The 23,423-nt window shown below is 63.7% G+C and carries 22 protein-coding genes and 5 tRNA genes; 13 read left to right on the top strand and 14 right to left on the bottom strand.

Annotated elements, in window-relative coordinates:
• Positions 1-33: 33 nt before the first annotated feature.
• From CZ338_RS03750 to CZ338_RS03735, 4 genes are all read right to left on the bottom strand, one after another.
• Positions 34-121: transfer RNA gene (locus CZ338_RS03750), tRNA-Ser, on the bottom strand.
• 86 nt (positions 122-207) lie between these two features.
• Entirely contained in the window at positions 208-420 is a 213-nt protein-coding gene (locus CZ338_RS03745; protein WP_087116969.1) for a CsbD family protein, read from the bottom strand.
• 132 nt (positions 421-552) lie between these two features.
• Complete coding sequence (locus CZ338_RS03740) at positions 553-1,014, bottom strand: nucleoside deaminase (RefSeq protein ID WP_087116968.1); 462 nt, start codon at positions 1,012-1,014, stop codon at positions 553-555.
• A gap of 20 nt (positions 1,015-1,034) precedes the next feature.
• A complete protein-coding gene (locus tag CZ338_RS03735) occupies positions 1,035-1,559 on the bottom strand; it encodes a tRNA adenosine deaminase-associated protein (protein ID WP_087116967.1) in 525 nt (174 codons plus the stop codon).
• Between the two features lie 105 nt (positions 1,560-1,664).
• Between CZ338_RS03735 and CZ338_RS03730 the strand changes: the two genes are divergently transcribed.
• Positions 1,665-2,675: a prephenate dehydrogenase gene (locus CZ338_RS03730; protein ID WP_087117273.1), complete on the top strand. Its 1,011-nt coding sequence runs from the start codon at positions 1,665-1,667 to the stop codon at positions 2,673-2,675.
• Between the two features lie 82 nt (positions 2,676-2,757).
• Here the strand turns inward: CZ338_RS03730 and CZ338_RS03725 are convergent.
• The 4 genes from CZ338_RS03725 to CZ338_RS03710 form a co-directional block, all read right to left on the bottom strand.
• Positions 2,758-2,830, bottom strand: a tRNA-Arg gene (locus CZ338_RS03725).
• 102 nt (positions 2,831-2,932) lie between these two features.
• Positions 2,933-4,294 (bottom strand): magnesium transporter, encoded by a 1,362-nt coding sequence (gene mgtE / locus CZ338_RS03720; protein WP_235839421.1) that lies wholly within the window; start codon positions 4,292-4,294, stop codon positions 2,933-2,935.
• 150 nt (positions 4,295-4,444) lie between these two features.
• Positions 4,445-4,520 (bottom strand) — tRNA-Arg (locus CZ338_RS03715).
• Between the two features lies 1 nt (position 4,521).
• Positions 4,522-4,611 (bottom strand) — tRNA-Ser (locus CZ338_RS03710).
• Positions 4,612-4,705: 94 nt separating this feature from the next.
• On the opposite strand from CZ338_RS03710, the gene CZ338_RS03705 reads away from it, so the two are divergent.
• From CZ338_RS03705 to CZ338_RS03690, 4 genes are all read left to right on the top strand, one after another.
• Positions 4,706-5,740, top strand: a complete 1,035-nt coding sequence (locus CZ338_RS03705; RefSeq protein WP_087116965.1) for a histidinol-phosphate transaminase — start codon at positions 4,706-4,708, stop codon at positions 5,738-5,740.
• A gap of 61 nt (positions 5,741-5,801) precedes the next feature.
• A complete protein-coding gene (locus CZ338_RS03700) occupies positions 5,802-6,230 on the top strand; it encodes a hypothetical protein (RefSeq protein ID WP_087116964.1) in 429 nt (142 codons plus the stop codon).
• A gap of 76 nt (positions 6,231-6,306) precedes the next feature.
• A complete protein-coding gene (locus tag CZ338_RS03695; RefSeq protein WP_087116963.1) occupies positions 6,307-6,687 on the top strand; it encodes a phage holin family protein in 381 nt (126 codons plus the stop codon).
• Positions 6,688-6,872: 185 nt separating this feature from the next.
• Positions 6,873-7,787: a GDSL-type esterase/lipase family protein gene (locus CZ338_RS03690; protein ID WP_087116962.1), complete on the top strand. Its 915-nt coding sequence runs from the start codon at positions 6,873-6,875 to the stop codon at positions 7,785-7,787.
• 9 nt (positions 7,788-7,796) lie between these two features.
• Here the strand turns inward: CZ338_RS03690 and CZ338_RS03685 are convergent.
• Positions 7,797-7,881 (bottom strand) — tRNA-Ser (locus CZ338_RS03685).
• 62 nt (positions 7,882-7,943) lie between these two features.
• Positions 7,944-9,194, bottom strand: a complete 1,251-nt coding sequence (locus CZ338_RS03680; RefSeq protein ID WP_087116961.1) for an aminotransferase class V-fold PLP-dependent enzyme — start codon at positions 9,192-9,194, stop codon at positions 7,944-7,946.
• A 154-nt stretch (positions 9,195-9,348) separates the two neighbouring features.
• On the opposite strand from CZ338_RS03680, the gene wzm reads away from it, so the two are divergent.
• Together wzm and wzt are read left to right on the top strand one after the other, a co-directional pair.
• Positions 9,349-10,197 carry a galactan export ABC transporter permease subunit Wzm/RfbD gene (gene wzm / locus CZ338_RS03675; protein WP_087117272.1) on the top strand — a complete coding sequence of 283 codons (849 nt, stop codon included), beginning with the start codon at positions 9,349-9,351 and terminating at the stop codon, positions 10,195-10,197.
• A 15-nt stretch (positions 10,198-10,212) separates the two neighbouring features.
• Complete coding sequence (gene wzt, locus CZ338_RS03670; protein ID WP_087116960.1) at positions 10,213-11,022, top strand: galactan export ABC transporter ATP-binding subunit Wzt/RfbE; 810 nt, start codon at positions 10,213-10,215, stop codon at positions 11,020-11,022.
• Between the two features lie 189 nt (positions 11,023-11,211).
• Here wzt and CZ338_RS03665 read toward each other — a convergent pair whose 3' ends face one another.
• On the bottom strand, positions 11,212-12,192 hold the full coding sequence (locus tag CZ338_RS03665) for a hypothetical protein (RefSeq protein WP_143341248.1): 981 nt from the start codon (positions 12,190-12,192) through the stop codon (positions 11,212-11,214).
• Positions 12,193-12,305: 113 nt separating this feature from the next.
• On the opposite strand from CZ338_RS03665, the gene glfT1 reads away from it, so the two are divergent.
• Complete coding sequence (gene glfT1, locus CZ338_RS03660; protein ID WP_087116958.1) at positions 12,306-13,277, top strand: galactofuranosyltransferase GlfT1; 972 nt, start codon at positions 12,306-12,308, stop codon at positions 13,275-13,277.
• 55 nt (positions 13,278-13,332) lie between these two features.
• Here the strand turns inward: glfT1 and CZ338_RS03655 are convergent, their stop codons facing one another.
• Genes CZ338_RS03655 through CZ338_RS03645 form a run of 3 tightly spaced genes read right to left on the bottom strand, consistent with a single transcriptional unit; the run spans position 13,333 to position 15,224 of the window.
• Positions 13,333-13,791, bottom strand: a complete 459-nt coding sequence (locus CZ338_RS03655) for a GtrA family protein (RefSeq protein ID WP_087116957.1) — start codon at positions 13,789-13,791, stop codon at positions 13,333-13,335.
• A 6-nt stretch (positions 13,792-13,797) separates the two neighbouring features.
• On the bottom strand, positions 13,798-14,727 hold the full coding sequence (locus tag CZ338_RS03650; RefSeq protein ID WP_087116956.1) for a hypothetical protein: 930 nt from the start codon (positions 14,725-14,727) through the stop codon (positions 13,798-13,800).
• Positions 14,728-14,747: 20 nt separating this feature from the next.
• Positions 14,748-15,224 carry a hypothetical protein gene (locus CZ338_RS03645; RefSeq protein ID WP_087116955.1) on the bottom strand — a complete coding sequence of 159 codons (477 nt, stop codon included), beginning with the start codon at positions 15,222-15,224 and terminating at the stop codon, positions 14,748-14,750.
• 44 nt (positions 15,225-15,268) lie between these two features.
• On the opposite strand from CZ338_RS03645, the gene CZ338_RS03640 reads away from it, so the two are divergent.
• The 5 genes from CZ338_RS03640 to CZ338_RS03620 all read left to right on the top strand — a co-directional run bounded on the left by CZ338_RS03640 (position 15,269) and on the right by CZ338_RS03620 (position 23,399).
• The gene (locus CZ338_RS03640) at positions 15,269-15,490 is read left to right on the top strand and encodes a hypothetical protein (protein ID WP_407919357.1); all 222 of its coding nucleotides are present in this window, start codon (positions 15,269-15,271) and stop codon (positions 15,488-15,490) included.
• A 117-nt stretch (positions 15,491-15,607) separates the two neighbouring features.
• Positions 15,608-17,023: an FAD-binding oxidoreductase gene (locus CZ338_RS03635; protein ID WP_087116953.1), complete on the top strand. Its 1,416-nt coding sequence runs from the start codon at positions 15,608-15,610 to the stop codon at positions 17,021-17,023.
• Positions 17,024-17,056: 33 nt separating this feature from the next.
• Positions 17,057-17,821, top strand: coding sequence for a decaprenylphospho-beta-D-erythro-pentofuranosid-2-ulose 2-reductase (locus tag CZ338_RS03630; protein ID WP_087116952.1), 765 nt, complete (start codon positions 17,057-17,059; stop codon positions 17,819-17,821).
• Between the two features lie 38 nt (positions 17,822-17,859).
• Entirely contained in the window at positions 17,860-19,863 is a 2,004-nt protein-coding gene (locus CZ338_RS03625; protein ID WP_087116951.1) for a galactan 5-O-arabinofuranosyltransferase, read from the top strand.
• A gap of 143 nt (positions 19,864-20,006) precedes the next feature.
• Positions 20,007-23,399: an arabinosyltransferase domain-containing protein gene (locus CZ338_RS03620; protein ID WP_087117271.1), complete on the top strand. Its 3,393-nt coding sequence runs from the start codon at positions 20,007-20,009 to the stop codon at positions 23,397-23,399.
• Positions 23,400-23,423 lie beyond the last annotated feature (24 nt).

The raw sequence follows: 23,423 nt of genomic DNA, 5'->3' as shown, positions 1-23,423 counted from the left end.
CGAATCTTACCCAAACCACGAACTTCTTGAAAATGGCGGTAGCGGCGGGATTTGAACCCGCGGAGGTTTTACCCTCACTCGCTTTCGAGGCGAGTACCTTCGGCCGCTCGGACACGCTACCGCAAAACAGAGTAGCGGTACCGCGTCCGGTGGACCAAATTCCTAGGAATCACTAGGAACTACAAGGTACCTGCCGGAAGCGACGGATTAGTTCTCGTCGCGAGCGTCCTGGATCTTGCCAGCGACCTCGTTGGCCTTGTCCTTGATCGCGTCGCCAGCCTCGCTCAGCTTCTCCTTGATGTCGCCGCCGAGCTGGTCAGCCTTGCCCTCGTTCTCCAGGGACTTGTTGTCGGTAACGTCGCCGAGAGCTTCCTTTGCGTCGCCCTTGACCTGGTCCAGCTTGCCGTCGAGATCAGCCATGATGCTTCTCCTTCTAATTCGATTTCGTTTACTTAAGCCATGCTAGAGAAATGCAGCTGACCATTCCGTAACAATTCAGTGTCAATCGCCCCGAAACTCGTGCGGGGCCGCGGCGCGGGGAGGCGCGGCGAGTCAGCGGAGGCGCTCGAAGAAACCGGTCATGAGCTGTGCTGTCTCACCCTCGAGGACACCGCCGCGCACCTCGACGGTGTGGAGGTGGGAGGGGTCACGGAGGACGTCGATAAGCGAGCCAACGGCTCCTGTCTTGGGCTCGTACGCGCCGAAAACGACACTTTTCATGCGCGAACCGAGGATGATGCCCGCGCACATCGTGCACGGTTCGAGGGTGACCACGAGCTCGCATCCGTCCAGCCGCCACGTGCCCAGCGCGCGCGCCGCATTCCGCGTTGCGACGACTTCTGCGTGCCCCGCCGGATCCTGGTCCGTTTCACGGCGGTTCGTTCCGATGGCGATCTCGGATCCGTCGGGCCCGTAAATCACCGCTCCGACGGGAATGTCTGCTGTTGGCGTGGTGCGCGCCACCTCAATGGCGCGGCGCATCCGCGCCTCCGCGCGCCGCTCAAACTGGCTCATCGGTCTCGGTACCGCGGCGCTTACCGGAGCGCCCGGTCGAGCTCGTCGATGAACCCCAGTTCCTCGGCGATGGCGTCGATGGTTTCGGAAGGATCGGCCAAAGAGTCGTCCACGAGCACGCTCATGACCTCCTCGCTCACACCGACGTCCTCGAGAATGCCGAAGTCGCCGTCGGCCCATCCGTCGATGTTGTCCAGCTCGTCCGGATCGATGTCGGGGATCTCTATGCCCGCGGTATCCAGCACGTCGGCTGCGAAATCATCGTCGACCGCCATCGTCGCGTCGGAGATGAGCACGCGCGTCTTCGACGGGCCGGGACGGACGATGACTAGGTATTCCTCCTCAACGTTGAGCAACGCGAACGCCGCGCCTTCGCTGCGGAGCGCGCGGACCGCGTCGATGGACGTGCTCAGATCCTCGAAGGCATCCTCGAACTCGGCGACGACCCACTCGCCGTCGCGCCTGGCTACAGTGACAGCGAAGCCGTCCTCGGACGCGTCACCGTAACCGTCGCCCTGACCAGCTTGTCCTCGTCCGTCACTCATGCCTAGTCAGACTACTCGCGTTGTGGAAAACTTGTCAGGGTGAATGAGCAACACCGTACGACAGGCAACCAGGGGTCCAGCGCACGCGTCGGGGGGCGCCGCACGCTGCCTCCCACCTGCATTATCGGTCTGGGGCTCATTGGCGGTTCCATCATGCGCGACCTTTCTGCCGCGGGGCTGCCCGTGTACGGCTACAACCACTCGCGCTCCGGCACCCGCACCGCCAGCCGCGAAGGCTTCGATGTTTCCGACGATCTTTCGCGTGTGCTGTCCCGCGCCTCTTCTGACCGCGCCCTCATCGTCATCGCTGTGCCCATGCACGCGGTCGAAGATGTCCTCGACTCAATTGCCATGTACGCGCCGAACTGCGGTGTGACCGACGTGGTCAGTGTGAAAAAGCCTGTCGACGAACTGATCAAGGCCCGCGGCATGCAGCTCCGCTACGTCGGCGGCCACCCCATGTCCGGCACCGAGGACTCCGGCTGGGGTGCGTCCCGCGAAGGTCTGTTCACGCGCGCCGCATGGGCGATCACCTACGACTACGCCATCGAGTGCGATGAGGCCGGTCGCCGCGTGCCCAACGATTGGGTGGACCTTTTCGGTCAGGTCTGCGAGCTCGCCCGCGTGTGCGGGGCGGAGGCAGTCCCAGTGTCCGTGGACAAGCACGACGAAGCTGTCGCCCGCGTGTCCCACCTGCCGCACGTTCTGGCGGAGGCCCTGGCCATCGTCGGCGACCGCGGCGGCACCCTCGCCCAGTCCCTCGCCGCCGGGTCCTTCCGCGGTGCCACCCGTGTGGCGGGAACCGAGCCGGAGCTCGTCCGCGCAATGTGCGAGACCAACGCCGACGCCGTGGTGAAGACCTTGGACGAGATCATTCCTCTGTTGCAGGACGCGCGGGAATCCCTCGCCGCGCCCGAGCCGGACATCGAGCAACTGGCTGGTGCTGGCTACCGCGCCGTCACCCGCATGGGCGCCCGCAAAGGCGCCCGCGCGGAGTCCGTCTCTCCCGTCAAGATCTCCTCACGCCCCGTCATGCGTATCCAGCTCGGCGCCGACGGCTGGGTCAAAGCGCTCCGGCAGGTCGAATCCCTCGGCGGGCGTATCGACGTCTTCTGACACACAAGCGGCGCTTTCAACAGCAAAACCCGTGATCCAGCCTGGCGAGCAGGTTCTGGATCACGGGCTATAGCGTGAAACGTGCGCCCGGAGGGATTCGAACCCCCAACCTTCTGATCCGTAGTCAGATGCTCTATCCGTTGAGCTACGGGCGCCTGTTTTGCAACGAGATGTAACGGTACACCACGGTGAACAACGGGCAAAATCCGCAGGTCATCTATGGCGCACTTCGCGCGGAACAAGAACGGATACGGCGGCTACAACCCCAGAATCGATGTGGCAATGAGGAAGTAGACGATCAGGCCCGTCGCATCGCAGAAGGTGGAGATGAACGGGTTGGAGAACACTGCCGGGTCCGCCCCGACCGTCTTGGCCACAATCGGCATGGCACCGCCCACTGTCGCCGACATGGTGCAGATGGACAACAAGGTCAGGCCGATGACCATGCCAATGTCCAGCCCGTAAACCAGCGTGGCCAGGCCGAAACCGAGGGTGCCCAGCACAGCACCCAGCATCAGCCCCACCCGGACTTCGCGCCACATGACTTTGAGGACGTCGGACTTCTTGACGTCGCCAAGCGCCAATGCCCTCGTCACCGTCGTGGCGGCCTGATTGCCCGTGTTTCCGCCTGTGCCTGTGAGCAGCGGAATGAAGAGGGAGAGCACGACGGCTTGCTCCATTTTCTCCTCGAAGATGTCGAGAACCTGGACGGTCAGGATCGCCGAGACCGCCAGCACCAGAAGCCACACGATGCGGGATCGCACCAAGCTGGTCAGCGGCGTAGACAGGTACGGCTGCTTCAGCGATTCGGAGCCACCCTGGCGCGCGCTGTCCTCGGTGTCCTCGCTCTCGACGATGTGCTGCGCCTCGTCGAAGGTGAAAATGCCCACGAGGCGGTTGCCCGAATCCACCACCGGGATGGCCAGCAGTGCGAGCGGCAGGAACCAGCGCGCAGTCTCCTCGGCGTCGGCGGATGCGACTACCGAAGGGGTGTCCTCCAGAAGATCGGCCACAACAGTGTCACCGTCCGCCAGGAATAGCCGGCGCATCTTCACAATGCCGGTGAGCTGCTGGTCTTGGTCAATCACGGGGAGGGTGTATAGCGTCTCCAGATCCTCGTGCTCCTCACGCAGAAGTTCCCGGACCTCGTGCGCCGTCATCTCCCCGTAGATCTCCGGGATTTCCGGGGACATGACGCGGCCGACCGTCCCCTTCTCGTATCCGAGAACAGCATTCGTGTTCTCCTTGTCTTTCTCGCCCAGCTCTTTGAGGAGGCGTTCGGCGACGGGGCCGGGAAGTTCGTCGAGAAGCATGACGCGGTCCTCCGCACCCATGTCCTCGAAGAACTTGCCCACGCTGTCGCTGCCCAGCGCGTGGACCATGTCCGCCTGGTGGCGCGGGTCAAGCGCGTCGAACACCGCCCCCGCGCGTGCTGGCGGTAGAAGGCGGAACAACACTGCGCCCCGCTTGACCGGAGAATGCTCAATGAGCCGGATGATGTCGCTCAGCTTCGCTTCCTCGAGCAGTCCGGAGATCTTCTCCGCACGGTCGCCGCGCATCCGTGTTCCTACGAGCCGTTCAAGCTCCACGAGGGCGTTGTGCTGCTGCGTTGTCGACATGCCGACCCCTTTTTCTCTCATCCCCAATTGGGGCCGTGATTCCACTGCGAGATTAATGGATTCAGCTCGGCGACGGCAGCCAAAGATACGACACGCAAGTCCGCGCTTGACAGCGAACTCATCCCCCGATTCACGTTCCCCCAAGAAAAGTGGTGCGCCCGGAGGGATTCGAACCCCCAACCTTCTGATCCGTAGTCAGATGCTCTATCCGTTGAGCTACGGGCGCTTGGCGGAGATGACAGGATTTGAACCTGCGGACCTCGTGAAAGGTCAACTCCTTAGCAGGGAGCCCCAATCGGCCACTCTGGCACATCTCCATAGCCTTGTTACACACTACCCACAACCGGGCAGACGAACAAAAACTTAAGGCGCATCGCCTCAATCCGCACGCACCACATAAACTAACTCACCATGATCCGCCCCGACCTCGCCGCCATTCCCGCTTACGTTCCGGGCAAGACCGACCCGGAAGCGCTGAAGCTGTCCTCTAACGAGGTGGCCGGTGTACCGCTGCCGGCAGCCGCGCAGGCAATGGCTGAGGCGGCGGCAGGCGGGAACCGTTACCCGGATATGGGCGCGGCAGCGCTCAAGAACGCGCTTGCGCGTCACCTGGGTGTCGGCGCGGAGAACGTGGCGGTCGGCTGCGGCTCGTCGGCGTTGTGCCAGCAGCTTGCCCAGGCGACATCCACCCCGGACAACAACATCATCTTCCCGTGGCGCAGTTTCGAGGCGTACCCGATTTTCTGCCGCATCACCGGCGCGGAGCCGCGGCCGGTGCCGCTCATCGACGGGGCCCACGATCTCACAAGCATGCTCTCGCTTATCGACACCGCCACGTCCCTCATCTTCCTCTGCTCCCCCAATAACCCGAGCGGCGCCGTCATCTCCACGAGCGACTTCCGTGACTTCATGGCTCAGGTACCGGAGCACGTGACAGTGGCACTCGACGAGGCGTACTTCGAATTCAACCGCGATGAGGGGGCCGTGAACGGCCAGGAGGTGTGGCGCGATTACCCGAACGTGCTGTGCCTGCGCACCTTCTCCAAGGCATACGGTCTCGCTGGTGTGCGCGTCGGCTACGCCTTCGGCAACCCCGAGCTCGTCGCAGCAGTGGACAAGGTCGGCGTCCCGTTCCAGGTCAGTGCCGTCGCCCAGGCCGGCGCCATCGCCTCACTCAAGCACGCGGACGAACTCCTCGCGCGCGTTGAGGACACCATCGATGTGCGCGACGAGGTTGCCGACCGCATAGGTGCGCAGCATTCCCAGGCCAATTTCGTGTGGCTCCCGTTCGACGATCCTGAGCAGGCATCCACGATCGCGGGCCAGCTCGCAGCGCACGGAGTTCTCGTCCGCGCCTTCCCAGAGGGATTGCGCGTCACTGTGACCATCCGCGAAGAGGCTGACGAGTTCCTCTCCGCCTGGGATGCGGTCTACAGCGCGCCCTAAAAGCACCGGCCAGACCGCACTCCCCCGAGCCGAACGGCCGGAAACCACTAGGATTGCGGACATGAAACTCAATTACTCCCTCACTTCTGGTTTCGCATCCGGCGACGGCGCAACGCCCACCCGGGACAACGTTTCGTCCTGGATTCTCTGGGCTCCTGTTCCGGCCGCTGAGCTGACGGCCGACACCACGCTTGACTCCACGCTCTACCTCACCCCGCGCGCAATCCCGCAGCTCACTGAGGACACTCTTCTGCTTGGTGTCTTGGCGGGCGAGGCTGGCGTGGACATCGATTCCTCCGTCGACCCGCAGCAGCTTTCCTACACCGACGGCGCGAGCGCTACGATGGAAAGTGCCCGTCCCCTCGGGCTTGAGGCCGTGCGCGTGGTGGCGGCGAAGAGCGGCGCGGCGCGTCGACAAGCGCAACGCACGCTTATCGATGTCCCCGGTGACCGCCAGTTCCACATCATGCACGAGCTCTACGAGCGTTAAACGGGCCCCGTCGAACTAGTAAGCAAGCAAAACACTAGGTAGTTACTGAGTAATAACGGTATAAGGAGAAAACTTCATGCGTTTCGCTATTGATGTGGTGATGACCGCCCTCGCCCTGTGGCTGGTCACCCTGATCGTCCCCGGTGTTGAAATCATGGGCGGTGTCGGCGCGTTCATTTGGGTCGCGCTCGTGTTCATGTTCGTCAACGCATTCATTTCCCCGGTGGTGAAGCTGCTCAGCCTCCCGCTGCGCATTCTCACGCTGGGTCTGTTCTCGCTTCTGGTGAACGCCCTGCTGTTCTCCATTGTCGGCTGGATCTCCAACGGCATCGGCAGCGGCCTGGACATCAGCGGCTTCTGGGCCGCGTTCTTCGGCGCCATTGTCATGGCCATTGCCAGCTGGATTGTCGAGGCTGTGTTCAAGGCCGCCGGCATTGGTTCTGCCGCCTCTGTTTAAATCACATTCGCGCACGCCGCCTGCCCGCCCCCGCGTTCACCGGGAGCGGGCATTTTTCGTGCCCGGCCGGCCGCGCCCAGCGCTCTTATCGGCTCGGGCTACATGCTGAGGCACCCACGTTTTCCGTGTGCCTGCGCTAGCATTGGTTTTCCCACCAGCCCCACGCGTTGAACTGAGGCACACCAATGTCATCTTCCCCAAGACCATCATCCCTACTGTCATCTTCCCCACGCCGTCCGCGACGGTTCTCCCGCATCCTCGCCGCAGCGGCCCTCGCGACGGCCATGCTCGGCACGGGCGCGTCGCTTCCGGCCTCGCAAGCCGCGCCTGCAGGCAATATCGTCACCTTCGGCGACTCGTACACATCCAACCCAGACGAACTGCGCAATACTCTGAAGAAGGTCCAAATCCCGGAGGTGAAGCACTTCGTGTGGGGCACCTACCCCAGCCGCGGCGGCTGCCTGCAGGCACCCAACAACTGGCCGCGGCAGCTCGGTTCCATCGCCCAAGCTCCGATCGCGGACTACTCCTGCACAGCTGAATCCTCCCACGTGATCCCGGGCAAGATCGACCGCGCCATCGCTGCCGGCGATATCCACCGGGGCACTCGGGCTGTGATCATCGCCGTGGGCATGAACGACTTCGGTCCCTACGGGATCAAGCGAGGCGCTAACCCCCTCGACGAAGGAAAAACACGCGCTGATTACATCAACAATATCCAGCGCAGTGTCGCGAAAGCCCGCGCTGCAGCGCCGCACGCCAAAATCCTCATCAGCGGTTCCCTCTCCGTCACGGAACCGGACCGCTTGAACAGCCTCTGCTTCATCAACGTCGTCCCGAACGCCCCGCTGGGCATCCCCCTGCCGGCGCTGCACCGCATCGAGCACGTCAACCGGAGCAACCAGCGCGCCGCGGCAGCCGCATCGCGCGCCACATACGTCGAAATGATGGACCCGTCCCGGACCCACAGCACGTGCGCACCGGACGCGTACCGCTGGGTGGCCGGTGTCATCGACACCAACGTGCCACACAATATGGGCTTGCACCCGACACCGGCCGGTTCACGCTTCATGGCGGAACAGCTCGCCCGCCACCTGTGATATGACCTGCGGAGACGGCGGGATTTGAACCCGCGGAGGTGTGACCCTCGCTGGTTTTCAAGACCAGTGCATTCGGCCGCTCTGCCACGTCTCCTCGTCGCCAAGCAAGTGCGACTCACTCACTTTACAACACGGCGCGGCGACTCCCGCGCGCGGTCAGGCCAGCGACGCGACAACCCGGATGAGCTGCTCCACGTCCGCTTCCGTGTTGAAGGGCCCCAAGCCGACGGTCACGGCGCCGCCCATTTCCTCGATGCCCATCTCGGCGAGCAGCGGTGTCGCCTGCTGCGGGGTAGTCAGGGTGGTGACAATGCCGTTGTCGAACAAGCGCTCATACACCGTTGCCGATGGCACTCCCCGCACACCGAATGTCAGGCGCGGCAAGCGGTCTGTGCTGGCCTCCGAAGCTGCTTCGCCCGTCACCCCGAAAATGTGCACTGCGGGGAGGGTGCCAAGGAAGGTATAGAGGTCGTCGCGCAGACCGTCCAGGTACGCGGTCATTTGCCCCATCGACTGGGTCAACCGTGCCCGGCGCGTGGCCCGGCCGGCGTGCCCGGGGACAAGATCCGCCACATGGTCGACCAGTGCCGCGGCGCCCCCGGCGAGGGCAGGCGAGACATCCAGCTGGAGTTTCGCCGCCCCTGTGACACGCGCATCACCGCTCAGCGCTTCCATGCGCTTGAACATCGCGGTGTCGCGGACAACGAGCGCCGCCAAGTGAGGGCCGCCCAGCGCGCCGAGATCGATGCCGATGACATCGGCACCCCATTCATCAAAATCCACGGCGTGGTACGGCGCGTACGCCGTCGCGTCCACGAGCACCCAGGCGCGTGAGCGTTCACGCACCTGATCGACGATCTGGGAGACAGGCGTCACCGTTCCCAGAAGCGAATGGGCGGCGGGGAGGGTGACCAGGCGCGTTGAGCCGTCGATAAGCTGCGCGTATTGCCATGCAGGAAGTTCGCCCGTCCCCAGATCCGCGTGAGCCGTGCGGACCTTCGCCGGAGCGCGTCGCACGGCCGCAGTCAGCGCAGGCGCGTCCAGCGGGCTCACCACCAACGACGAGTCATACCGGAACAGCGGCCGCATGGCCGTCACGAGCGACGCGTACAAAACAGGAAGACTCGGCCCCAGTACAACACGCTCCGCCGTCGCCCCCACGAGATCCGCGACCGCATGGCGTGCCGACGCCACGAACGTCTCCCCCTCCGGACGCCCCCACGCCCGGCGCGAATGCGACCCCGCATTCACCTCCGGCGCCGCCACCGCCGTCGCCATACGGAACGACCGTGCCACCGACGCCGACACGCGCTCCGGAACCTGCGGACAATCGTGCGCGTTGAGGTACGTCCAGCCATCCGAGAGAGAAGTGTAAAGCCCACGCACGCTGGCGACATCGTAAGCCACGCCCAAGCTCCCTTCCGGACGGAATCAAAGTGTGTGGCTATTGAACACCACCCACGCCACAAGCAACAAGTATGCCTGCACAACTTGGCCCGCGCAGGGCACTAGGGTGGAACAAGTGCAGGACAACGAACAGCTGCTTGCCGACGTCTCCCGCATGACCTCGGCGGCCCACGACCACACCCCCGCCTCTAAGTCGACGACCCTCGGGGCAGCCGCCTCCGATCTCGCCCGCGGGTGGGGGCAGTACGAACTGTGGCTCCAGCTCGGCTGGCAGGACATCAAACAGCGCTACCGCCGATCGACGCTTGGGCCTTTGTGGATCACCATCGCCACCGGCGTGATGTCGCTGGCGCTCGGCCTGCTGTACTCCATGCTGTTCCAGATCTCGGTGCGCGAGTTTCTGCCCCACGTCACCGTCGGCTTCATCGTCTGGGGCTTCATCTCCGGCTGCATCAAGGACGGCGCGAACGTCTTCATCGAGAACGAAGGCCTGATCAAACAACTTCCGTCGGCGTTGTCCGTCCACGTTTACAGGCTGGTGTGGCGCCAACTGCTGTTCTTCGCCCACAACATGGTGATCTGGCTGATCCTCGTCATGGTGTTCAGGATCCCGCTCGGATGGGATGTGCTGTTGTTCATTCCGGCGCTGGCCCTGATGGTCATCAACGGCGTGTGGGTGACCATGCTCTTCGGCATCATCGCCACGCGCTTCCGCGATGTCGCTCCGCTGCTCGAGGCACTCGTGCAGCTGTTGTTCTACGTCACCCCGATCGTGTGGACCGCCAAGACGCTGCGCGAACAAGGCGGCGAGGTGGCGCAGCGCGCCCGTATCGCCGAGCTCAATCCGCTCTACCACTACCTCGAGGTCGTGCGTGCCCCGCTCATCGGTGAGCCCCTCCCGCTCTACCACTGGGGCATCGTGCTGGTGTGCACCGTCGTTGGCCTGTTCCTCGCCATGCTGGCCATGAAACGCTGGCGCTTCCGCGTCCCGTACTGGGTGTAGAACAAGGAGTTCACCATGGTTTCCATTGACACCTACAACGCCTGCGTCGACTTCCCCATCTTCGACGCCAAGTCCCGCTCCCTGAAGAAAGCGGTGATGAGTTCCGCCGGCGGCGCCATCGGCAAAAACGACTCCAACACCGTGGTCGTTGAAGCTCTGCGCGACATCAACCTTCACCTGCGCGAGGGCGACCGCGTGGGACTTGTGGGCCACAACGGTGCCGGTAAGTCCACGTTGCTGCGCCTGCTTTCGGGCATTTACGAGCCCACCCGCGGTGTCGCCGATGTCCGCGGCCGCGTGGCCCCTGTCTTCGACCTCGGCGTGGGCATGGACCCGGAGATCTCCGGCTACGAGAACATCATCATCCGCGGCCTCTTCCTCGGTCAGACGCGGAAGCAGATGAAAGCCAAGATGGACGAGATCGCTGAATTCTCCGAACTCGGCGACTACCTGGCCATGCCGCTGCGCACCTACTCCACCGGCATGCGGGTGCGCCTAGCGCTTGGCGTTGTCACGTCCATTGAGCCCGAGATTCTTCTACTTGACGAGGGCATCGGCGCCGTCGACGCCGCCTTCATGGCCAAAGCCCGCGTCCGTCTCGCCGAACTGGTGAAACGCTCCGGCATCCTGGTGTTTGCCAGCCACTCGAATGACTTCCTGGCCCAGCTATGCAACACCGCCCTGTGGGTGGACAAGGGCCAGATCAAGCAGGCCGGACTCGTCGACGAGGTGGTCGAGGCCTACGAAGGCCCCGAGGCCGGCGACTACGTCCGCGACCTGCTTACCCGCTTTGAGGAGGACGATCCCGCCTCCCCAAGCAACTAGCCCCGACGCGTGGGCTCCCCGGGCTCCCCGGGGCACGCCTCCGCCGCCTGGGGCCTGGGTAGGAGCGGACCCGGGGGCGTCGTTAAGCGGCTGGTGAACGATTCACACTCTGATGCGGCCCGACAAACCTCACAAAACTCGTCTACCAGCACTTATTAATTTCCATGCAAGCCGCAAGAGGCGAATCGTTCACCGCCTGGTCTCGACCAACCTTTTGAGGAAGCGCGCGGCGTCGGCCATCGTGCCCGCAGTGAAGCGAATGACAACCCAACCCTGCAAAGTGCTTTCGACATTGACGCGTGAATCTCGGTCGCGCTGTTTACGTTGAAGATGGTGCTCGCCGTCATACATAACCGCGATCTTCAGATCCTCAATTGCCAGATCAAACACCGTGACAATCTTCCCTTCCACTAGCAAGGGCACCTGCTCCGTGAGCTCAACGCCAAGCTCTTTGCAGACTTTCGCACACAACAACCGCATCTCCGTTTCCTTCGGCGAGTCAGCGAGTTCACTCGAATGGGCGAATACCTTTTCCATCCACTTTCTTTCGATCCGGTTGCGTGCCTCTTTCCCGACAAGCCCAACGGAAAGTCCCAGATGTCTCCTCACCGCATCGATAAGTTGAATGGCCCGGATCTCCTGCGGTTCGAAACCAGGAACAACTGGCACGGGCCATGAATGGTTCCCGCATCTGATATCAAGCAAGGCCTCCACCGTTGCCCGATGAGGATCCACAATCGCGAACCGCCGGTTCTGGAAGAACACGTTCCACTCTGGCTGGCGCTTGCTCCGCGTAACTCGCGGTGTGAACTGGGTCGCTTCAACTGTTCGCTTCACGGGTCCGTGCAACGTGGTGTCGCAGCAATCGGCAAAGAACCTAAGCCCGTAAACAGCGAGCGCACTCAGACCACAAATCGAATGTTGCGGATGCTCGAGCGCCATAGCAACGGCTCGGGCATCGGCGGGCGCTCGGTACACGGTGCCGCGCGGATGACATACCGACTCTTTGTAAGCGAGCTCACTCGGGCGTAGCGCAGGTTCGGCGAGGTAATGGTCGGAAGAGATCCGCGCACCCACCCCATCGTCGCGCAGTAGGTGAGTGTGGCGGGTGGCGACATCCATGTTGTTCCGAAGTGCGGCGGTCTTTGGCTGAAAGGATTGAGGTGCCATGCCCTCTTAGACTGCGTGGGACAATTCAATGGTTCCCCTAGCATGCGGGCAGCCACGCAGGGCCCCGACCGTGATCCCCGGCCATAGCGGGCCTGCGTGGCAGAATGGTGCCCATGAATTCCCCCGCTGAAAGCTCCCGCGGCACCGTGAAAGCTGACCACGCCGAAGCTGACGCCAATGCCGCCGCCGGGCTGAATCCGGCGGGGACTACAGCTGCGGTGATCGTGACGCACAAGCGCGTGGAACTGCTGAGGCACTCGCTGGAGCAGGTGGTCCAGCAGACGCACCCGGTGGATTGGGTGATTGTGGTGGATAACGGCCACGAGTCGCCGGTCCAGGACCTAGTCACAGAACTTGCGGGTGAGAAAGCGGTCTACCTGCCATCGCGGACGAACCTGGGCGGTGCGGGCGGTTTCGCATACGGCTTCCTGCACGCTCTCGCCTTGGGGGCTGACGCGATCTGGTGCGCGGATGACGACGGCCGCCCCGCGGACAAGAACGTCCTGGAAACCCTCTACACGGTCGCCGAGCGTGAACAGCTGGCGGAAGTCTCCCCCGTCGTGTGCAACATCGACGACCCGAACCGCCTCGCATTTCCTCTGCGCCAGGGTCTGACGTGGCACCGCCGCCGCGATGAGCTGGAGGGCGATTTCCTGTCGCAGTACGCCAGCCTGTTCAACGGTGCGCTGATCAGCGCGAAGGCAATGGAACAGATCGGTGTGCCGGATTACCGCCTATTCATCCGCGGCGACGAAGTGGAGTACCACCGCCGCCTGGCCCAGTCGGGGTTGAAGTACGGCACGGCGCTGACCACCGCATACCTGCACCCGGACGGGTCGGCGGAGTTTCATCCGATCATGGGCGGCCGCGCGCACGCCCAGTGGCCGGACAACGACACAAAGCGCTACTTCACGTACCGCAACCGCGGGTACATCATCAACCAACGCGGCATGCAAAAGATGAAGCTGCAGGAGCTCGTCCGTTTCGGCTGGTTCTTCCTCGTTCAGCGCCGAAGCCCGAAAGAGTTCAGGGAGTGGCTGAAGCTTCTGCGCATGGGCGCGAACGAAGACTTCAAGCGCCCCTAGCCCAGAGAGCCCAGGGAGCAGACCGAAGCCTCAGCGCGCATACGGCCTCAAAGACCTACCGCGGCGGCTCCTCGATGACCACGCGCGCCGGCTCGCGGAAGATGAGCACGCGCTGAAGCACGAAGTTGGTCACGGTGGCCACACCTTGCGCAATGACAAAGGACACGGCATCTTTCCAGGGGTCCACGAGGCCAAGCGCAATGAGGGGGTCGTTGGTCACCCAATACAGAAGGGTCTGCACGCCGAGGGTGGACAGGTACAAAACGAACACAGCTAGCGCACGCTTGCCGGTGATCTTCGCCTGGAACGTGAACTTGGAGTTCAGCAGGTACGCGACAAGTGTGCCCAGGCACCAGCCGAAGATCTTCGCGGTCACGCGTGTTAAGCCGAAAGCATGGGTGAGCAGGTACGTCAGACCGAAATCGAGCACGGCACAAAACACACCGACAACGAGAAATCGCAGTAGCTGACTCTTCGCGCTCGTGGCCCGAGTCTTTTCAACCTTCGAAGACACGCCGGATTACTTTACCCGAAGCAACGCACGATAGAGATCCAGCTTATCGACGGCCGACCTGCCCCCCGCCCCATATCCCCCCACGGATGCGAGCCGCACCAGGGACCCGGCACAGAGCTCGTGAATCTCACCGGCGGAATAGCGCCTGCCGTCCTCGTGGGCCCACCCCAGCGCGGCCATGGCGGATTCGGCGACATCGTTGGCGGTGGCCTCGTCGACAAGACAAGCGAGGGAGAGGACGGTGCACCAGAAAGCGTCGCAGGCTGCGGCGGTGCGCTCCCGCGGAAGAGTTGCCAAAATTTGGGCAACGGAGGGATCAAGGTCAGCGGGGCGACCCAGGTCGAGGGCCTGCAACAGCGGGAGGAAGTCCATCGCCCGGGAGCGGGCAACCACGTCGACGACATCAGGTCGGACAGTGGCCAGAACAGTTTCAACGGCCGAGGGACCGAGAAGCTGGGCGTTGATGGCGGCGACATCGAAAGGTTGCCCCGCGAACTCCCCGGCACCAGCGACGCACAGTGCACGGGGTGTAGCCGCGTCACGCGGGTAAACATCCAGCAGGGAGAGAGTGAACTGCCACAGCCCCCAGTGGAAGAACAAGGTGTCGCCGGGTGAACTCAGGTAGTCCCCGATCTTTCCGGTGACATCCAGCCGCCCCGAATCGGACTCGGCGCGGGTGAACCGGCTCGGAGTCGGGGTGTCCGCCGGGACCGCAAAGGAGATGTGGAGAATCCGCTGGACATCCTCGAGAGTGCTGTCGGAGCGGAGACCGATGTGACGGAGCACGGTTTCGTCGGCAAGCAATGTCGCGCATCGCACGAGAAGCGTGCGGGGCTGATCGCGCGTGGCTCCCCTGAGTCGGGCGCGAGCGGCGTCGAGGTCGACGACAGACGCCACCTGCTGGCGGCGGCGCGGTCGATACAACGTGCTCGGCATGCGCCCCACACTAGTGACGATTAGTTTGCTGTGAAGCGGGCGTTCGCCTCTGTACCGACAAAGACGAGGGCCGCGGTACCTAGTCCGAGCAGCGTATTCGGTCGTTTCGCTCCGCGGCGGCGCAGGGCGCCCGCAAGCTTCTTCTGCACCGCGATGTTCAACCGCACCCCGCCCGCGAACAGTGCAAGCCCGCCGGCAATGAACCCCCACGTCTTCACCGGGCTACCCGTCTCCGCGGTCTGCTCCACACGGGCAGTAAGGTCATTGCGCGGATCCTCGTCGAAAGCGTTGAACGCGGCGACAGTACCCGCAAACGCGGCGGTGACAGCCGCCCACGACGCGACGCGCGCCGGCGTCGACTGCACATAGTCGGGCACTGCCGTGAACACCCCGGCGAACGCAGCCTGAATCACACGACCTCCGGTGGTGTTGTCCAACGCGTTGTAGTCGATACGGGTTTCACCCGTCTGCTCCTGGACTGTCTTCTGCTCGCTCATGCCGTCATCCTACTGGCGTGCAAGACCACCGTAAGATGTCCCGCATGGCTAACCACGATGATTCCCCGCACATCGCCGCCCAGCTCACCGACCTGCCGCTGGATGATTTCATGACCCGGCTCGTAGCCCAGGAACTACCGCTGCTGGACAGCACGAGCCGCTCCATCGTGTACGCGGAGCTGCGCGAATACAAAGAGTCGGGCAGGCCGGCGATTACCAGCCAAGAGGAGCTGCCGCAGCGGATTCGCGACATCATGGAGTTGTGATTCTCCTCGCTTCCTCCCGCATTTGAGCCTTTCGGCCCCCGAGGGCTGGCGGCACTGTGACTAGGCTGGCCCACAGTGCCCGGATGAGGGCAACACCTATCTATGGGGATGGAAGAGATGGAACTTCACACCACTACGAAATCGCTCTACGGCTGGGGCCGCACGGCTCCGTCGACCGCTCACGTCCTGTCCACGCCGGATGTGGATGTGATCAAGGACGCTGTCCGCCAGGTCGCTGAAGACAACGCGACCCTGCCGGAGAACCGCCGGCGCGGCGTGATCGCCCGCGGCATGGGCCGCTCCTACGGCGACCCGGCGCAAAACGGCGGCGGACTCGTCGTGGACATGCAGCCGCTGAACAAGATCCACGAGATCGACCCGTCCACCGGCATCGTCGACGTGGACGGCGGCGTGACACTGGACCAGCTGATGAAGGCGGCGCTGCCCTACGGCCTGTGGGTTCCGGTTCTACCGGGTACCCGCCAGGTGACCATCGGCGGCGCGATCGGCCCAGACATTCACGGTAAGAACCACCACTCCGCAGGCTCCTTCGGCGACCACGTGCTGTCCATGGAGCTTCTCGTGGCCGACGGCCGCGTGCTGCACCTCGAGCCGGAGGGATCCTCGGATGACCCGGATGGCTCTCTGTTCTGGGCGACGGTCGGCGGCATGGGCCTGACCGGCATCATTCTCCGCGCACGCATTCAGATGACGTTCACGGAGACCGCCTACTTCATCTCGGACACCGTGCGCACGTCCACCTTGGACGAGACGATCGAGGAGCACTCCCACGGCCAGGAGGAGGGATACACCTACTCCTCCGCGTGGTTCGACGCGATCTCCGCTCCGCCGAAGACCGGCCGCTCCACGATCTCCCGCGGCTCGCTGGCCACGCTGGCTCAGCTGGAGGAGTACGCCCCCAAGCTGGCCAAGAACCCGCTGAAATTCTCTGCCCCGCAGCTGATGACGGTGCCGGACATCTTCCCGTCCTGGACCATGAACAAGCTGACTCTGTCGGCGATCGGCGAGGCGTACTACATGATGGGTTCGCCCAGCCAGAACGACATCTTGAACCTGACGCAGTTCTACCAGCCGCTGGACATGATCGCGGAGTGGAACCGCGGCTACGGCCCGGCGGGTTTCCTGCAGTACCAGTTCGTCGTTCCCACCGACGCGGTCGAGCCGTTCAAGCAGATCATCTACGACATCCAGTCCTCCGGCCACTACACCGCGCTGAACGTGTTCAAGCTGTTCGGTGAGGGCAACCGCGCGCCGCTGTCGTACCCGATGCGCGGCTGGAACGTTTGCGTGGACTTCCCCATCCGCGACGGCCTGCACTCCTTCCTCGACCGCCTCGACGAGCAGGTCATGGAATTCGGCGGTCGCCTCTACCTGGCCAAGGAGTCCCGCACCTCCGCGGAGAAATTCCACAAGATGTACCCGGAGATGGACAGCTGGCTTGAGACCCGCCGCGCGATCGACCCGACCGGGGTCTTCGCCTCCGACATGTCCCGCCGCCTGGAACTCTCCTAGCCCCGCCCCACCCGACAAAACTGAGGAAACATAATGCTCAACGCAGTTGGACAAGCACAGAACATCCTTCTTCTCGGCGGGACCAGCGAGATCGGTCTCGCCATCGTTGACGAGCTCGCCTCCCGCGGCGGTTCCCCGACGGTGACGCTCGCCGCACGCAAGAACAGCCCGCGTATTGACGCCGCTGTGGAAGAGGTCACCAGCCACGGCGCCGGCGAAGTGCGCGTGCTGGACTTTGACGCATTCGACACCGCGTCCCACCCGGCTGTCATCGAGGAGGCTTTCGCGCACGGCGACGTCGACGTGGCCATCGTGGCCTTCGGCACCCTGGGCGACCAGGAGGAGCTGTGGCAGAACCAGGAAGCCGCGGTCGCATCCGCGCAAACCAATTTCACCGCGCCCGTCTCCGTCGGCGTGCTGCTGGGCCAGAAGCTCAAGGAGCAGGGCCACGGCACGATCATCGCGATGAGCTCCGTTGCGGGCATGAAGGTGCGCCGCTCCAATTTCGTCTACGGCGCCACCAAGGCGGGCATGGACGGCTTCTACACCCAGCTCGGCGAGGCGTTGCGCGATTCGGGTGTGACGGTCACCGTCGTCCGTCCGGGACAGGTCCGTACGAAGATGACGCAGGGGCTGGATGAGGCGCCGTTGACCGTCGATAAGCAGGATGTCGCGAAGGCTGCTGTCTCCGCGGCCCTCGACGGGAAGCCGAACGTCTTCGTGCACAAGCTCTTCGGCCCGATCTCGCTCGTGCTGCAGCACATTCCGGCGCCGATCATGCGCCGCTTGAGCTTCTAATACCGGCAACTGCCCCGCGCTGTGGGACACTGTCAGGTATGACAGAGCACCTCACCGAGCAGCGCGAGCGGCAGTCAGGATCGACAATCGCGGAGCGCGGACGCGTCTCCGCCTACGCACCAGATCGCTTATCGACGGTAAGCGCCCTGGTGCGTTTTGTGTGCGCCCTTCTCGGCGGCGCTGCCTTTGCGCTCGCCTGCTGGTACGTCCTCCACTCGGTGCCATTGGCCGCGTTCAACGTCTCAATGGTGACCCGTGCCCTGGCGACGGCATGCTCCCTTCTGGTCATCGTGGCTGTGGCGCTACTGACCTGGCTGTGGTTGCGCGACGGCGACGGGCAACGACCGCGCTGGCGCGCACTCCTCACCGAGGTCGTCTGCACCCTCGCGCCCGCCGGCCTCGTGGTGTCCGCGCTAGGGATCCCACTCTCGGCCACCAAGCTGTATCTGGACGGCATCCAGGTTGACCAAGGCTTCCGCACCCAGTTCTTGACGCGCATGGCGGAAACCGCCGCGAACCAGGACATGAACTACATCGACATGCCGTCGTTCTACCCGCTGGGGTGGTTCTGGCTCGGCGGACGCATGTCCCACCTGCTGGGAATGCCTGGCTGGGAGGTGTACCAACCGTGGGCGCTGATGTCACTCGCCGCTGCGGGCTCCGCGCTCGTCCCGGTGTGGCGCAAGCTTGTCGGCTCCCTCCCTGTGGCCACGGCCATCGCGATCGCCACCACCGCAATCTGTTTGGCAATGGTGCCTGATGAGCCCTATGCCGCGATCGTGGCCATGGGTGTTCCCGCCGCGGCTGTCATGGGTTGCCGCGCCATGCGGGGCTCCTGGGACGCGACGATCGGCCTGATGGTCTTCCTGGGGGTGTCCGCCTGCTTCTACACCCTCTATACCGGCATCGTCGCACTGACAATGGTCACATTCGCTCTGATCGCCATGGTCGCCCGGCCCCGCGGGCAGCGCTGGTGGGTGCCGCTGCGCCAACTGGCTGTGATGGGCTTCGGCTCAATCGCCATTGCTCTCCTGGCGTGGGCACCGTACCTCAAAGGGTTACTGTCCAGCCCGGAAGAGATCACCTCGACGGCGCAGCACTTCCTCCCCTCAGAGGGCACGACGATCCCGATGCCGTTCTTCGCGCTCAGCGCCGTCGGTGCACTGAGCCTGCTGGGCCTCATTTACATCATCGCGCGCTTCCGCGAACCGGAAATCACCTACCTCGCTATCGCGGTGAGTGTCTGCTACGCGTGGGTGTTCGGCTCGATGGTGATCTCGCTGATCGGCACAACCTTGCTCGGGTTCCGCGTGGAAGTGCTCATCGCGCTTCTGCTGTCCACCGCCGGCATCTTCGCCATCGCGGATCTGCGCCTCGTCGGCGTGGAGGCGCTCTACCCCGACAGGCTTACCCAGCGGGGCAACCGCACCGTGACCGCCACATTCGTGGTCTTACTCGCCGCCGGCGCCCTGGCATACATCCAGCAGATCCCGGACGAGAACGAGAGCTTCATCGATCAGGCGTACACCAGCACCGACGGTTACGGGGAGCGCGCGGACCGCCGCGAATCCGATGTGGGCCGCTACTACATCGAGATGAACGACTTCATTCAAAGCCGTGGTTTTGAGCCTTCGGAGACAGTGCTGCTCACCGACGAGATCAACTTCATGGCCTACCACCCGTACCACGGGTTCAATGCCTTCACCAGCCACTACGCTAATCCGCTGGGTGAATTCGAGGCCCGCAACGAAGCCATCGCTTCTTGGGCCCGCGGCTCGTTTGGCGAATTGTCGAACCCGGCGAAATTCACCCAGGCCATCGATGAGACGAACGAGCGCTGGCGTGCACCCGACGTGTTCATTCTGCGCGGCAACGAGACGGACCCGGAGGAGCCGTGGAAGACGCACATCGCCCACGACATTTTCCCGAGCCAGCCGAACGTGCACTACGAGGCGTTGTTCTTCAACCCGAAGGCATTCGATTCCGGCGACTGGACCGTCGAGCAGTTCGGTCCGTTCGTGGTGGTGGTCCGCAACAAGTGACAAAGCAGCAGAAAGTAGAATCACGCGCTGTGAACAAGGTGAGCAAGGCCAAAGACAACACCTCGTCCGTCGTGGGCAGCACCCGCGTAGAACGCGTAGAAAAGGCCGCCCAGAGAAGCCCACGCAAACTGAACCGCACAGCGATGCTTTCGGGCGCACTGGCGTTCCTGTTCTTCGTGCTCACCCCGCTGCTGCCGGTGAAGCAGATTCAGTCCTCCTTCGACTGGCCGCAGAACGGGTCGTTGAACTCAGTCAACGCGCCGCTCATTTCCTTGGCGCCGGAGAGCATGGATCTGACCATCCCGCTGAGCGTGACCGATTCGCTCAACCCGGGCCAGACGAATGTGCTGTCCACGCTGCCTGCCGATTCGACAGAAGCCCTGGACCGCGGTTTGTTCGTCACCGCGCCGGAGAGCGGCGGCCTGACGGTCTCCTCGCTCAACGAGGTCATTTTCGAGCTCACACCCGACGAGCTGGACAAGGCTCGCAAAGAGGAGGACGCCGCACTGCACCTGCATGCCACGGGTGACGGTGTCACGGTAGAAGTCCCGGGCACGGACTTCGCGGAAGAAACCGATGAGGACATGCGCCCTCAGCTCACAGGTATCTACACCGAGCTTTCGGAGGACGAAGCGCAGGCGCTTATCGACGCCGGACTCACCGCCCACGTCGAAATCAATTCCCGCTTCACCTCCCACCCCTCCGTGGTGAAGTGGCTGGTCATGATCGCGGGCACGATTTCCGCCCTCGTGGCGCTGTGGTCCTTGGCGCGCCTCGACCTGCTGGACGGCCGCCGGATCCGCGCGCTGCGCCCGGAATGGCGCACGTTCAAACCGTTGGACGCTGTGGTTGTGGGCCTGCTGCTGTTCTGGCACTTCTTCGGTGCGAATACGTCCGACGACGGATTCCTGCTCACCATGGCGCGCGTGGCCAACGACTCGGACTACATGGCCAACTACTACCGCTGGTACGGCGTGCCCGAGTCGCCCTTCGGCGCCCCGTTCTACAACCTGTTGTCGTGGCTGGCCAAGATCAGTACAGCTTCCGCGTGGATGCGCCTCCCGACGCTGCTGGCAGGCATTGCCATCTGGTGGGTGCTCTCGCGTGAGATTCTGCCGCGGTTGGGCAAGACCATCGCCACCCGGCGCGTGGCGTACTGGACCGCCGCGTTCATGTTCCTGGCGTTCTGGATGCCGTACGACAACGGCCTGCGCCCGGAGCCGATCATCGCACTGGGCACGATTGTCACGTGGGCGTCGTTTGAGAGCGCGATCGCCTCGCGCCGTCTTCTGCCCGCCGCGCTGGGCACTGTCTTCGCTGCATTCACCCTCGCGTGCGGTCCGACCGGCCTGACCGCTGTGGGAGTCTTCTTGGTGTGCCTGCCAGAGCTGTTGCGCATCCTGCGCGAGCGCACCGCATACGCTCCCGCCGGGGCGTATGTCCTGCCGTTCCTCGGACTCGGATTCGCGGTAATGATTCCGGTCTTCCACGACCAGACTCTCGCCGCGGTGCTGGAGGCCACTGCGGTGCGCTCCGAAGTCGGCCCGGCTTTGGAGTGGTACAACGAGTACGTCCGCTACTCCACTCTCTTTGAGGCGGCGGTGGACGGGTCGCTCACCCGCAGGTACGCCATGTTCACGCTGCTGTTCTGCCTGGGTTTGGTGCTGTGGAGCATGTCCCGGTTCGGCGAAGTCCACGGAGCAGCGAAGGCCCCGACGAAGCGCATGCTGGCCATCTTCGCGCTGTCCATGTTCTTCCTCATGTTCACCCCGACGAAGTGGACCCACCACTTCGGTATTTACGCAGGCATCGCGGGTGCTGCGGCTGCTCTCGGCGCGGTGGTGCTGGCGCAGATCGCGGCGCGCTCCGCCCGTGCACGCACGTTCTCCCTCGCCGCAGTGATGTTCCTCCTGGCCATCTCTCTCGCCGGTTGGAACGCATGGTGGTACGTCTCGTCCTTCGCCGTTCCGTGGTGGGACAAGACTGTTCAGCTCAAGGGTGTGGAAGCAAGCACTGTCATGCTTGGGCTCTGCCTGATCACTGTCGTCGTGGGCGTGTTCCAGTCTCTGCGCTACAACCAGCGCCACGCGGAGGCAGAAGAAGCGGGTCTTGTCCAAGAATTCGAGGCCGCCGAAGCTGCGGAAAGCTCACGCTTCGCCAAAGTGATGACAGCCCCGATCGCCGTCGCCTCCATCCTGATGGTCGCCTTCTCGTGCCTGACCTTCGTCAAATCCTTTGTCGACCAGGCCCCCGCATATTCCGTGGGCATGGGCAACGTGCGTTCGCTAAAGGGCGACTCCTGCCAGCTCAGCGGCGATGTGCTCCTAGAGACCGACACCAACGACTCCTTCCTCACTCCGATCGACGGTGTTCCGCTGGGCAAGTCGCTCGAGTCCGGCACCGTCCGTGGTTTCCACCCGGAGGGCGTGCCCGCCTACATCGACTCGGAGAACGAGGGCTCCGCAAGCGTCGGCGCGATCGGCAACACCCCTGCCGCGAACGACAGCACAGCGAACGCAAGGAACACCAACTCCACGAATTCTGCCAACGGTGATGCTGCCAAGGATTCCGCCGCCACCGAGACCGCGACCGGCTCGAACGGCCAGGGTGATGACGTCACCTCCGACACCGTCCAGTCCACCAGCCGCGCGGGCACGCAGGGTAACCGCTCCGCTGACCAGGTGGGTATCAACGGATCCACGGTGCGCCTGCCGTTCAACCTGGATTACAACCGCATTCCGGTTCTGGGCACCTTCGACGAGGAGGCGCAAACCTCCTCCGAGATCACCACTTCCTGGTTCGAGCTCCCTGAAGCTACGGAAGAAGCACCGTTGTTGGTCGCTTCCGTCGCAGGTCGCCTCGAGCACCACGACATCAACGGTGAGGAGAAAGAGGGCCAAACCCTCAAGCTCGAATACGGCACGCGTAACAGCGGCGGCTCCGTCACCAACATCGGCGAAGTCGAAATGATGGATCCGGGCCCGTCCGTCAAGTGGCGCAACCTCCGCTACCCCATCGCGGACCTGCCGGAGGGTGCGAATGTGGTGCGCCTGGTCGGTGAGGACATCAACCTCGACCCGTACGAGTGGATGGCCCTGACTCCGCTGCGCAACCCCACGCTGGAGCACATCACGGACGTCTTCGACTCGGACACCCCGGGCCTGCTCGACTGGCCGGTGGCCCTGCAGTTCCCGTGCCACCGCACGTTCAGCCACTATGCGGGTGTCACCGAGATCCCGCAGTTCCGCATCTCACCGGATGCACCGGGCAAAGAGCAGCTCAGCGGCTTCCAGGACTTCCTGGGCGGTGGCGCGATGTCCACGGCGGAAGCGGTGAACTACGCGTACGAGATGCCCGGTTACCTGGACAAGGACTGGCACCGCGACTGGGGTTCGGCATACCGCTATATGCTGCGCACCAACTCGCTCGGTGAGGAACCCGCGCCCGCGGACATCACCCACGAGGAGATCACCCGCTCCGGCTGGTGGAAACCGTCGGACATGAAGATCCGCAACCCGCACGAGAAGGAGGACTAGAGCCACTCGCCCAGTCCTATCCGC

Origin of the sequence: Corynebacterium urinipleomorphum, from assembly GCF_900155535.1 — a bacterium.
Lineage (GTDB): Bacteria > Actinomycetota > Actinomycetes > Mycobacteriales > Mycobacteriaceae > Corynebacterium > Corynebacterium urinipleomorphum.
This window is presented reverse-complemented; position numbering and strand designations above follow the sequence as displayed.